The sequence below is a fragment of the Acinetobacter sp. SFA genome (assembly GCF_001647535.1).
Taxonomy (GTDB): domain Bacteria; phylum Pseudomonadota; class Gammaproteobacteria; order Pseudomonadales; family Moraxellaceae; genus Acinetobacter; species Acinetobacter pecorum.
Genome location: NZ_LSZI01000012.1, coordinates 324,859 through 337,588 on the forward strand (window position 1 = coordinate 324,859; position 12,730 = coordinate 337,588).

Consider the following 12,730-nt stretch of genomic DNA (forward strand, 5'->3'; position numbering starts at 1 on the left):
TTTATCTCGGGCAGACTTGCGTACAATAGGGGCTAGATAAGATTACCCACTGATGATTGTTTTATGTTTGATATTTATTTAACGGATGTTCAAAAAAAGGTGCAATTCAAGGATTATCCAGGTGAGCATCCTGTTAAATTTATTCTGAATTTCAAAAAGATTTTTCCAAGTGTTATGGAGCTTCTTTTACCTGTACTGCCAGATAATGAAAATCTGGAAGAAATGTCTTGGGAATCGACCAGCGATGATTTTGAAACCTTCCAGATGTTTTTAACCGGTTGGGGCATCATCGAATTACGTTTGAAAGCGATTATGCAGTTTAAAGATAAAGCATTTGCGGATCGTCTAGTTAAACAAGCCCAACAGAAACGCAAAGATTATCAAAAGCAGCAAACCCAGCTCAGCACAGTTGAATTGGATTATCTTTTTATGCATGAGATGCATGCTTTAATTGATGCAGAGCTGGTTGAGCTCGGTGAAAAATTCTATTTACCGGTTTTACGCGATCTTTGGAAAAACAAAGTATCTGCTCAGGTTTTGAATGCAAAGTTTTAAACTAGGTGTTTAGCTTTTATTTATAAAATTAATCCCTCAATTTTGAGGGATTAATTTTATCTGAAATATGAGAATTTTTTCATAATTCCTTGTCTAGCAAAATAGCCTAAGCTATAGAGATTTTATAAATAAATATCTTAATTTTGCTCAGTAATAGCGCAAGCTAGTTCATGGTTTATCATCTGGCACTTTAACAGTGCATATGTTTTAACGATTGTTCAAAAAATAGATGAAAATTATCATTTTTAGCTAAAAAATATATAAAAATATCAAATAAATAGGCTAGTAATTAAGTCAATTATTTTTTAAGGTATAGGTGCTTTAGCTTATTATAAGATTAAAGCCTCATTAATTAGTTATCCTTCACAAAAATAGCTGAAGGTTCAAATTTTCCCGAAGATATATCCCAGGATTTTGAAAAATGTCGAACCAGTTTTTAGATTTAATTACTAAACGCCGTACTATTTATGCTATTGCCAAGAATGTTGAACAATCTCCTGAATATTTAACTGATCTGATTCAGACTGCGATAAAACAAAGCCCATCTTCTTTCAATTCTCAATCTTCACGCGCCGTCATTTTATTCAATTCAGAACATGAGAAGTTCTGGGGCTTTGTTGCAGACAAATTAAAAAGCTATGCCAAAGACGAAGAGAGTGCTGCAAAAACTACAGCAAAAATGGCCAGTTTTGCAGCAGGCGTAGGTACAGTCCTATTTTTTGAAGATCACAACGTAGTGAAAGGCTTGCAGGAACAGTTCCCATCTTATGCAGACAACTTCCCAATCTGGGCGGAGCATTCGACTGCAATCGCACAATTTGCAACGTGGACAGCATTGCATACCGAAGGGTTGGGCGCATCATTGCAGCATTACAATCCGATCGTAGATGAGCAGGTTCATGCGGAATGGGGCATTCCATCAAACTGGAAACTTCGTGCACAGTTGGTATTTGGTTCGATAGAAGGTGAGCCGCGTGCCAAAGATTATCTTGCGGATGAAGAGCGTTTTAAAGTTTTTAAATAACTTTATTCATATCTGCCCTTAACCAGTGTAAGGGTAGATATTTTTTAGATTTCGATGAAATTCTCATAAGCCTCATTAAAATTAAGTTAAAATAGCGCGCTAATGTAAAAAATTAATGAGTACAACCGAATGTCGAAAAACACGCAAAACCTGTCACCTTTACAAGAACTGATCGCGGAACAAAAACTGCTCTGTGAAGAAGTAGGTTCTGCTTATGTGGAAGTGAGTGGTGATGATGTGGTTGCCGTGGCCGTACATACATTGAAACAGGATCCAATTGTCGGTATTCGTAAAAAGCCTGAGCCGGCTGAAAATATCAGCTGGTATATTTACGGCGGAGAACCTTCAAGTGAAGATGCTTTTGAAACCATGACCGTACGTGAATTACAGGATATTGCACCAGAAGTATTGCCGTACCTTGCTCTGGAAACAGGTTTTCGTTTCATGATCGATGCCGATGATTATGAAGATGTCTGGAAAGAAGAAATCTAAATGCTAAAAAAATCATCTTTCATTTGTGCTGGATTACTATTAGGGCTAAATAGTATGCTCTTTGCAGAGCCACTTTCACAAAGTGCCTACGACCAGTTTATTTCAGCACAGACTAAAATCGTGAATGAAACCAAGCATATTTTAGATGAAGATGATCAAAAGGCAGATGCTCAAACTCAACGCCAGGCTTTCTGTAATCGATTGAAAGCCTATCAGGATATTCAAAAGGTATCCGAAGAAAATAGTGATCTGAATATGGCACCTACGATGTCTATGATTGCCAGAAACTTTCTTGAGCGGCAGGATCAAAGTTTGACTAAATCTGGAATGACGGCGAGCGTATTTTGTAAAAATAGGGAAGTAGAATAGGTTATAAAACACTTTTCTTTCTCGAACGTTTTTCGCTGGAAAATATAAATAAAGCAAATAACTCTAATTTGAATAACCGGGATTTTATAAATATGAAAAGTTCATTATTAATATAATATATTTTCAATAAAACTATTAAGTTAATTTAAAATAAATTTGATAGAATTACCTTATATATCGGGGATATATCCACTGATATTATCTCATTAATTAGAATATTTAAGTAATGGCAAATATTTTTTCTAAAAACTTCCTAGAAATACTAAATAGTATTTGATAAGAAATGATTTTCATCCGAGCTAGGCTAGTTGCTGCACGCAGCTCATATTTAATAATTCAAATATCTTTAAAAGTTTGTAAAATAGCCTAAGCGAATTATAAATGTTAATAGCTATGAAAAGAAAAGGGGAGGAAACTTAATAATAATATTTTCTGCTTAGCCAATTTGTAAGAAGCTAGGTAGTAAATTCCACCTGACTGCTTATACACCCGAAATATGACTTATAAATGTAGTGTGGCTTGTTAGGCACGCATATGCATATCTAGTTTCTGATTAAAAATGAGTCAATAATTGATAGCCAGAAAATTTAAAAGCTACCTCAGCTTACTTCGATAATAACAATCATTTTATAGAAAAAAATCCCCATGATTTTAAAAAATTGTACCAGTTTCATCTATTTAGCCTAAGCAAAAATCATTGGATATAAATAGCCTAAGCATAATTTATAATTTTAAGATTTAGCAATTGATTAATTCTCAATATAAACCCAATATCAATATATGAAAAATGAAATCACGGAATTCTCAAATGATCCTCAACTACCAAATCACCAGTCATGATGACTCAACACTTGTACCAATGGTCTTCATTCATGGTTTATTCGGCAGCTTGAGTAATTTAGGAATGCTGGCGCGACATTTTTCAAGCCAGCGGACCGTCATTCAGTTAGATCTGCGCAACCATGGCTTATCTGGACATAGTGATGAACATGATTACCACTTGATGTCAAAAGATGTACTTGAAACATTAGATAGTCTTAACATCACCAAATTTGTTGTGGTGGGGCATTCTATGGGCGGCAAAGTCGCCATGAAACTGTCTGATATTGCCCGTAATCGGGTAGAGCAGCTTGTGGTTCTGGATATAACTCCAATCCCATATCATGAAAATCATCATGCGGAAATTTTTGAAGCCTTATTTGCTGTCGAGCGTGCAAACCTAAGTTCCCGGTTAGAAGCGACAAAAATCATGCGTGAATATCTGAATGAAGAAATGGTAATTCAGTTCTTGCTAAAATCTTTTAACAAAGGGAAGTGGCTGTTTAATGTACAGGCGCTCTTTAACCATTATCAGGATATTTTATTTTGGGAAGATATTACTCCAATTGATACTCCGGCACTTTTTCTCAGAGGTGGTAACTCTTTTTATATTTCTAAACCAGAGCATTTCGCTGCGATTGACCGCCAATTCACCCATTCCAAAGTTGAACTCATTGAAAATGCAGGTCATTGGCTGCATGCTGAAAATCCTGCACAAGTACTGGAACATATACAAGCATTTCTAGATGCACAATAATAAATAACACGGTTAACTTTGAAACTTTGAATCGAAGGTCAGTATCCAGCTGCCTGTAGCTGACCTTCATTAACCAACTGGTTTGCCATTTCAGCGGTTTTTTTCAAACCTGGCATACGATATTCAGTATGACCATAATCTTTAATCGATTTCCACCGACCGCCCCATGTGAGTCCGACCGATTCTGCGACTTGACCATACAGTTCATAACCACGCATTGCCCATGGATCACGTTCGCTGATGATGACTTTACCATGACGTTTAAAGGCAACGTCAGCTGCTAAACCGAACTGATGATAACTTTGATAACCTCTAGCACGCGTGGTATTCGGATTTGCAGAAAGTGAATTTTGACGTTCCGGACTGCGATAACCTTCTAGTAAAACCAGTTCATATCCATACTGTTCACGCATTATTTTGAAGACCATCAATAAACGCTGTTTATAACGTGGATTAATTTTATTCCATTTCCGGTTAACTATATTGAGATCACTATGATTATGGATCATAGGCAGATGTACATCTTCAGTAGGATCAGGTGGATTTATAACTTGGGCAGAAACAACATTGGTATAGTAATGGACTTCTCCCTGTATGGCTTCTTCAATCAGATGACCTTCTACTTCTGGGGGCGGTGCTAACACCTGACCATCGAGTAAAGTATAAATTTGGGGATCAACTTCACGTAAATAATTTGCTTCAAAAGTACTGGCAGTAATGGGGCGGGTTAAAGTAAAAATTACAATACTGCTAAATAACACTAAGGCCGCCAGCAAAATCCACCATTGTTGAATATGCCAATGTGACTGGATTTTATCTGAAGATGCTGCCTGATTAAATTCCCAGGCAACCTGTCTGGCTGCCAAAATTCGGTTCTTGCTATATGGTAAAATTTGCATGCACAGGTTTATCAACCGGATTCGGAATTCATAAGAAACCAGCAGCAACATACCTAAGCTAAGCAAAACAAAACTGAAAAAAATGAAGTAGATCATGCTGTTTATGACAGTGCTACTTCAGCACTTTCCTGTAGCGTAGTTGCTGAGGGCTGTTCCTGTGACGAAGTATTTGTAGTTTTTAGCTCAACAGATTTTTCTGTTTGTGCTGGCGATAGACGATCAGCATTTATATTTAAAGAACTTTTTTGCGAACCTTTAATTATCTTAGTCTTTATTGCTGAAGATTGAATTGTCCGAATTTCCGGTTTAAGTGGTTTATTTTTATCATTGGCCTGAATTAAAGATTTTTGCTCTTGGGCACCAAACGCAGATTCAAAAGGTGAAGTATGGTTTTTAGATTCTGCATTACTTTCTGGCTTTGCTACCTTAAACATATTTTCAATATTCTGATCAAAACCATCTTCTGGATTCTGGATATTATCCTGATCCGACGGCGTAGCGGCTTTTGGAATAATTTGCTCAGATTCTGCGGCATGATTTAAGTCTGATATTTGATGATTTTCTGCATTAACTCGTGTACGGCTTGATCCCGAATGATTCTGATAATAACCATAGCCTAGTAAAACAGAGCTTACTGATAGCACCCCCAATACAAATCCGCTCAATAGGTAAAATTTAGGAGAATGAGGAACCGGCTTTATAGACCGTAAAAGACGAATATGTTTATTATTTTTGTTTGCCATAGTGAGTATAATATTTATGGTAAATGGATAGTAATGTGAGCTTGTTCTACAGGAACACTAATCACATTCTGATATTGGGAAAATGCTGCATTACGGTCTTTGGACAATACATAGTGCAGACCAATAAAGCTTGCCAGAGCAAACACTAGCCAGAAAATCAGAATCCAGAAAAATGGCAATTCACGGTGAATGATATGTTTAATCTGGTCTGGAATTGCAGCAAAAGGAGAAAATGCCTTTTTCCCTTTGAGGTAATCGATTTGATCACCGACACGACTAATCAGACTGTTCAACTGACTCATTGATTCAATTCTGTATTTACCATGAAAACCTAATAATAAACAGTAATGATAAACTTCAAGAACGGCGAGGCATTCCTTGTCTTTATTGCGGATTTCTTCCATGTGTTCAAAAAAACGATAACCAGCCAGTTGTGATCCAAATAAACTGAGTTGTAGCGGGCTCATCATCCAGAAATTTTTCAGGTCAAAAAAACGGGAATCCTGTTGGGTGGCAATCGTCTCATCTAACAAAGCACAATATGCATATTGTGCATTATTAATATCTTCTGCAGAAAATTGCAGTTTTCTTGCCTGGTTTTCAAAACGTGCCAGCATATCTAGCACTTTCTGGCGGAAGGACTCCGGATTAGAGGGTACATACTGATTGCGAATCAGGAAAACCACATAGAATCCATCATGTAATAGATCGACCAGATGGGTAGTTGCTGAGTGTTGACTCTTATCTATCTTTGTATTGGTCTGAAAACCTGTACCAATTTGTCCATCATCAAATAGCGATGGCGCATTATTAATACTATTCATTATTCTTATCCATTTACCACAGCAATCAGTTCAATTGAAATATCCTGGAATCCGCTGGGGATATAGATACAGATGGTCTCGGACTCCAACATCCGTTGATACAGTTCATTATTTGGTTCAATTTCAAAATAGCTTACCCCTGAACGCACTGGAATGGCGGTTGGCACTTGAATCAGATGCTGAACAGGTACAGCTGGCAGTGCTGCAATCACGCGTTGTTCAACATCGACAGTACTGCCAACCTTGAAACGGATCGGCACATAGGCAATCAGATCATGGGCTGGCATGACACTACTCGATACTGCAAGATACAAACGGGTTTCTCGGGAAATTTTGTCTGTTTCAAGACTGCCAACCCAATAGGATGGACGGGTTTCTTTCAGGGCAATACTGATATAGCGGTTTGAAATAATCGTATCCAGCAATTCACGTAAAATCACGTCGAGCTGGCCAAAGCTTTCCTGTAAATGATGATGTTGATATTGGGGTAAATGATCGACAGCATAGGCGGTTGAAAAAGTCAGGAGCGAGCCGGTCAGACGTAATAATTCAGAATACAGCCGTTCTGGATGAATACGTGGATACTGCAAGATGTGATTCAACGTTGCATGTGCAGTATTGAGTGCATTCACCAGCCAGAAAGACACAATATCACCAGAACGGAATTCAATCAGTTTCTGTTCATTTTCCCGGTTATTGTTTTGAATGGTTTTGATCTTGGCCCGGATAATATTCAAGGTACGCTTCAGATTATTCAACAGATTTTCTGATGCTTCGATATGCAGGATGGGGGGAATAAACTTGTGATCCAGTACAAAATTCCCGGAACTTTGCCGTTTCATTGTGCCAATCGGAAGATAAAAATAGCCATCCAAAGCCTGTTCAGGTCCCTGGCTTATTTCAAAAATCTTAAATTCAGCACGACGGCGTACCAAGGTAATTTCTGCTGTAGCCGCATTGGTAAACAGATCATGGGTTGAACTTAAATAGGAATGGTAGCGGCTGGATTGAGAATGATCTTGATGATGAAGATTCTGCTTACTTGCCTGAATCATCGGTAAAGCAAGATAAATCGCCATTTCTGTACGCAGATTCAAAGTATCAAGCTGTATGGGTTCAGGTAATAGATCCAGTTCAGGTGCACGATAAATTTCCCCATCTTGCCAGACCATTTTAATCCGGCTGAGTGCCAGTATATTCATGCCTAACTGGGTTTCATCGAATTCAATTGACTGAATTCCATAGGCAAAAGGCAAGCTCGCCTGAATGATATGGTTCAGGCGTTGTTCGTGATAGGCATCCTGTAACTGAAAATGCTGAGGTCTTAAAAATAGGCCTTCACCCCAAAGAACTTTTTCTGCTTTAAACATTCAGTATTACCACTCATTATTGGAATTATTCATATCGTGTACACCTAGTAACTCTTGAACCTGTTCCAGGGGATTTTCATTTTTAATCACTTGTGCCAGCCATTCATGAAGTGGCATCTGACTCCAGCGAATGGTTTTTTGCAGCATATAACTTACCGGACTATGCGGTTCGTGCATCTGGAAATAATCCGCAATTTCATTTAAGACTTTCAATGCCTGTTCCCGATTGGCCAGATGATTTTGTGGCTGTAACCGGAATTGAGTTTGAACAACAGGGGAGGAAGTATCTGTATAAACTTGCTGAATTCCTGAGTCTGTCGGCGAGATTAAGCTTTCAGTATTTTGATTCGCTAATTGTTCCACTTTATATAGACGTTTAATTAGGGAAATGATCGAATCAATCTGTTCGTCAATTGCAGAAAAACTCGGTGCATTCAAACCCAGTAATTCATCCAGAATAGTTTTTAGATGGTGCCAGTGCTGTTGAATATCCAAAACCTGCTGGTAGTTTTCTATTATTACAGAGTGGGAAGTAGCCTGTAGCAATTGCTCGAACTTTTGTAGCTCATCGTTGCTACTTGAAGATTCGCCATCTTCATCCTGCTGATTACGGCGTATCCGGACATTTTTCTGATGTAAAAATGCCTCATAATTTCCTAAATGATAAAACGGCGCCTGACTGACCAGGGGAACCTGTTTCATCAAAGCTGGAATCTGGTTGATTAAGCCTTGTAGCAAACCCAGGCGCTGATCCAGATCATCATCCTCAATTAAAGGATGCATGTCCTGCCAATATTGCTGAATACTGCGATGGCTCAGTTCCAAGCCGCGTGCAACCCCTTCAAATCCGTGAGTTCTTGCCCAAGCTTCAGCTAACCAAGTATAAAGACGCAGATCTTTGGTTTTATCACTTAACAACTCAACTGATTTATTCAACACAAACTGCCAGTCTGGCTGACGTGGCTCAGAGATCCAGTCGCCTTGATCTAACAGAGGATCATCCTGAATTTTGGCCTTTTTAATGGCATGAAAGTCATTTGAAAACGAGCAATCCTCACCACCTGGCTGATGATCAGAGATTGGGGCAAGCAGTTGTTCAATATCTATAGTCATTCTTCACCTGAAACTTGTTCTTCTTATTTAATTCTTTATCTTTTAAAATATAGCTTTATACAGCATCCGTTTTCTGTTTCCGGATGCGTTTAGTTTTCGCTTTAGATTGCTGTGGATCTAAGTGATAAATGATTTCATCATTTTCAACATCAATCTGAATTTTTTCAGGAACTTTTTCCTCACTCAACGCCATCAGAATTTCAGTCGCTAAAGCGGGCAATACGCTGGCATTAAGAATATGGTCAACATTACGGGCACCACTATCAACTTCTGTACAACGGCTTAGGATAAGCTCTAACAGATCATTGCTATAAGTAACTTCAGTCTTGTATTGAGCTTGTACACGCTGAATAATTTTGCCAAGTTTATGTTCAATGATTCTGATCAGCAGATCATCATGCAGCGGGAAGTATGGTACGATCTGCATACGTCCCAAGAACGCCGGCTTGAATTGTTTATATAAACTTGGCTTAATCTGTTCAATAAGTTCATGTGCACTTGGCCAGTTTTCAGGTTCCTGATTGAGACAGACCTGCATAATCGCAGATGATCCTGCATTTGAAGTCAGCAAAATTGTAGTGTTTTTAAAATCAATCAAACGACCTTCACCATCTTCCAGCATGCCTTTATCAAAGACCTGATAAAACAGTTCCTGCACATCACTATGTGCTTTTTCAATTTCATCCAGCAGAACCACACTATATGGATTACGGCGAACAGCTTCAGTCAGTACGCCACCTTGCCCATAACCGACATAACCTGGCGGTGCGCCTTTTAATGAAGAAACGGTATGTGCTTCCTGATATTCAGACATATTAATCGTGATTAGATGTGATTCGCCCCCGTGCAGTTCATTGGCGAGGGCGAGGGCAGTTTCAGTTTTACCAACCCCACTTGGTCCCACTAATAAGAAAACACCTTGTGGTTTGTTAGGATCTTCCAATTTGGCTTTAGACGTTTTAATGCCTTGCACCAGTTGTTGCAGGGCATAATCCTGTCCCATCACGCGCTGAGCCAGACGATCTTCAAGTTGTAATACTTGCCGGATTTCATCATTGACCATCTTGCCCACTGGAATACCTGTCCAATCCGAAATGATTTCATGAATGATGCTGGTATTGACCCGTTCAAAGACCAGTGGTTTTTTTTGCTGTACTTCAATTAGTTCTAAGCGTAATTTTGCAATTTTTTGACTGGATTTTTCATTATGTTCTTGTGCCTGAATATCCCGGATCTGCTGAACAATCTGCAATTCACGTTGCCATTGCTCTTTAAGACACTGGATATCCTGTTTTAGATCTGAGATTTTTTTAGAAAGATCATTTAGTCTGGCATGATGAATTGGCAGGTTCTGGTTTTCCTGGGTTAATAGCTTGTGTTCCAATTCCAGATTATGCAGTTGTGCTTGTAGTTGATCGAGTTGTGCCGGCTGCGCATTTTGAGTCAGTGCAACACGAGCAGCTGCAGTATCCAGAACACTAATCGCTTTATCTGGTAACTGACGTCCACTGATATAACGATGTGAACTATATACAGCAGCGATAATCGCTTCATCATCAATCTGTAAATTAAAGTGTTGGGCCATCACCGGAATCATGCCACGCAGCATGTCAATCGCGACCGCTTCAGTCGGTTCCTCAACTTTAACGACCTGAAAACGGCGGCTGAGAGCTGCATCTTTTTCAAAATACTGTTTGTATTCTGCCCAGGTGGTTGCTGCAATAGTACGTAATTCCCCCCGTGCAAGTGCCGGTTTGAGTAAATTAGCAGCATCATTCTGGCCTGCCTGACCACCTGCGCCAATTAAGGTGTGTGCTTCATCAATAAACAGGATGATTGGATGAGAAGAACTTTGTACTTCCTGGATCACCTGTTTCAGGCGGTTCTCAAATTCACCTTTGACACTGGCACCGGCCTGTAACAGCCCCATGTCCAGCACATGTAATTGCACATTCTTCAGAGCGTCAGGTACCTGTTGCTGGGCAATTTTTAGTGCCAAACCCTCAACCACCGCAGTTTTGCCGACACCCGGTTCACCCGTCAAAATTGGATTATTCTGACGACGGCGCATTAAAATATCCAGCATTAAGCGAATTTCAAATTCACGCCCAATCACTGGATCAATTTTTCCTTCAACAGCTTTATGGGTCAGGTTGATCGTGTATTGAGCCAGTGCTGGTGTTTTTTTGAGTAAAGTTTGAGAGTTTGGAGTTTTTACTGGCAGAGAAGGATGAGTTTGAGTTGACACATTTTCGATACTGTCCTGACATAAAGCCAGAAACTGATGCTTCATTGTATCGATCGGAATCAGTTCAAAAATACAGGATGAACGCATCGCAATCTGATACAGATCGGAAGCAGTCAGTAAAGCTACCAGTAGGTGTCCACTACGGATGACAGGTTCTTTTTCAGCAGATGCCAATAGCCAAGCTTGCTCAAGTAAACGGATAATTGACTTGGCAAAAATAGGGGTGCGTGAGTTTCCTTTGTTAAGCTGGAGTAAACTTTCCTTTAGATCATCCAGCAGGGCATCTTTGGAGAGCTTGTAATTTTTAAGCAGAAACTGGACATCATTTAGCTGTTCATGCGACAGCAATTCCAGGAAAAAATGTTCAATTTCGATTTCGTAGTTTTGCTGGTTAATACAGGTGTTGGCAGATTTCTCAAGACATAAGCGTGCATGATCAGATAATTTAGTAATTAAAATTTTTAGGTTATTCATGTGTTTCTCATTATTTATTCTTGCAAGGCATAATGTCTTTAAAAATTAAAAAATACCACTGTGCTGTTCTTATTATTTATTTGAATGACTGCAAGCCAATCATTTTTACTGATCTATTTGATCATGTTGTTGCATATTTTCTAACAGAATAAAATGATCAAAGTCATATAATCTTTAACATTATTTGAAAGACTGTTAAAAAATATTTTACAAAAGTCAATTTTTGTTGTTGACTTAGTGTGATCATTTTTTGTTAAATTCGCAAGATGATTTTTAAACAATAAATACAGAAAAATCATTTCAAGTAAAAAAATCAACAACCAGAAAAAGAAAAAATTGAGGCTTATTTTGAAAAAAAATATGAGTTCCATACTCGTGCTGATGATGGCTGTCTGCACGATGAGTTTGATGCAGACGCATGCTGCAACCCTGAAAAAATCATGTCTTAAAGCGTATCCATTGGCTAACGGAGATACTGATCCAGAAATACTGCAACAGTATGAACAGCTTTGTGCCAAGCCAACTCAGAAAGATCTTAATTTGCAGCGTGAAATTAAAGCCAATATTGCACAACTTTATCTGGATCGTGGTCTGCATCTGAAGGCACTTCAAGCTGTAGATCAGTTAAATCGTGAAAATTATACAACACGTCAATTAACAGATATCACATTCTTTTCTAGTGTGGCGATTTCAAATAAAGCTGTGAATTATATGCGCAGCACCGAAATTCGTCCGCTGACTGAAGAAACCTATGCCATTACCAAAGTCTTCAACGATAATGTGCGTCTATCTCAACCCGTCACTGTAATGCCTCTACGTGCAGAGAAGAATTCAAGCACCAAGAAACAAACTGTGGCAAGTTCGAGCAAAAAATCCAGCTCGACCAAGTCACGTCCAAGTGCTCCGACTAAAGCAAAAGAAACATCTACCAGTAATGTTGTCGCCAAGAAAAATGAGCCTGTCGTCACCCGTAATGTTCCGCCTACCTCCAATCCATTTGGCGCACTTCGTAATAATTAATAAAAAATAATATAGGAATCAGC

Annotated in this window: 12 protein-coding genes; 6 read left to right on the forward strand and 6 right to left on the reverse strand. The window is 38.8% G+C overall.

Annotated elements, in window-relative coordinates:
- Positions 1-63: 63 nt before the first annotated feature.
- The 5 genes from AY607_RS06700 (at position 64) to AY607_RS06720 (ending at position 4,016) form a co-directional block, all read left to right on the forward strand.
- On the forward strand, positions 64-555 hold the full coding sequence (locus AY607_RS06700; RefSeq protein WP_064096136.1) for a hypothetical protein: 492 nt from the start codon (positions 64-66) through the stop codon (positions 553-555).
- A gap of 421 nt (positions 556-976) precedes the next feature.
- Positions 977-1,579 (forward strand): nitroreductase family protein, encoded by a 603-nt coding sequence (locus AY607_RS06705; protein ID WP_064102145.1) that lies wholly within the window; start codon positions 977-979, stop codon positions 1,577-1,579.
- A 129-nt stretch (positions 1,580-1,708) separates the two neighbouring features.
- Positions 1,709-2,071 carry a hypothetical protein gene (locus tag AY607_RS06710; protein ID WP_064102146.1) on the forward strand — a complete coding sequence of 121 codons (363 nt, stop codon included), beginning with the start codon at positions 1,709-1,711 and terminating at the stop codon, positions 2,069-2,071.
- Positions 2,072-2,440, forward strand: coding sequence for a hypothetical protein (locus AY607_RS06715; RefSeq protein ID WP_064102147.1), 369 nt, complete (start codon positions 2,072-2,074; stop codon positions 2,438-2,440).
- Between the two features lie 808 nt (positions 2,441-3,248).
- Complete coding sequence (locus AY607_RS06720; protein ID WP_064102148.1) at positions 3,249-4,016, forward strand: alpha/beta fold hydrolase; 768 nt, start codon at positions 3,249-3,251, stop codon at positions 4,014-4,016.
- Between the two features lie 38 nt (positions 4,017-4,054).
- Here the strand turns inward: AY607_RS06720 and AY607_RS06725 are convergent, their stop codons facing one another.
- From AY607_RS06725 to tssH, 6 genes are read right to left on the reverse strand one after another with little or no spacing between them, the layout of a single operon-like run.
- On the reverse strand, positions 4,055-5,011 hold the full coding sequence (locus tag AY607_RS06725; RefSeq protein WP_064096141.1) for a M15 family metallopeptidase: 957 nt from the start codon (positions 5,009-5,011) through the stop codon (positions 4,055-4,057).
- Between the two features lie 5 nt (positions 5,012-5,016).
- Complete coding sequence (locus AY607_RS06730) at positions 5,017-5,658, reverse strand: hypothetical protein (protein WP_064102149.1); 642 nt, start codon at positions 5,656-5,658, stop codon at positions 5,017-5,019.
- A 14-nt stretch (positions 5,659-5,672) separates the two neighbouring features.
- Entirely contained in the window at positions 5,673-6,482 is an 810-nt protein-coding gene (gene icmH, locus AY607_RS06735; protein ID WP_064096143.1) for a type IVB secretion system protein IcmH/DotU, read from the reverse strand.
- Positions 6,483-6,487: 5 nt separating this feature from the next.
- On the reverse strand, positions 6,488-7,852 hold the full coding sequence (tssK, locus tag AY607_RS06740) for a type VI secretion system baseplate subunit TssK (protein WP_064102150.1): 1,365 nt from the start codon (positions 7,850-7,852) through the stop codon (positions 6,488-6,490).
- A 6-nt stretch (positions 7,853-7,858) separates the two neighbouring features.
- Positions 7,859-8,965: a type VI secretion system protein TssA gene (gene tssA, locus AY607_RS06745; RefSeq protein ID WP_064102151.1), complete on the reverse strand. Its 1,107-nt coding sequence runs from the start codon at positions 8,963-8,965 to the stop codon at positions 7,859-7,861.
- A 55-nt stretch (positions 8,966-9,020) separates the two neighbouring features.
- On the reverse strand, positions 9,021-11,687 hold the full coding sequence (gene tssH / locus AY607_RS06750) for a type VI secretion system ATPase TssH (protein ID WP_064102152.1): 2,667 nt from the start codon (positions 11,685-11,687) through the stop codon (positions 9,021-9,023).
- 360 nt (positions 11,688-12,047) lie between these two features.
- On the opposite strand from tssH, the gene AY607_RS06760 reads away from it, so the two are divergent.
- Positions 12,048-12,707, forward strand: a complete 660-nt coding sequence (locus AY607_RS06760) for a hypothetical protein (protein WP_227509962.1) — start codon at positions 12,048-12,050, stop codon at positions 12,705-12,707.
- Positions 12,708-12,730 lie beyond the last annotated feature (23 nt).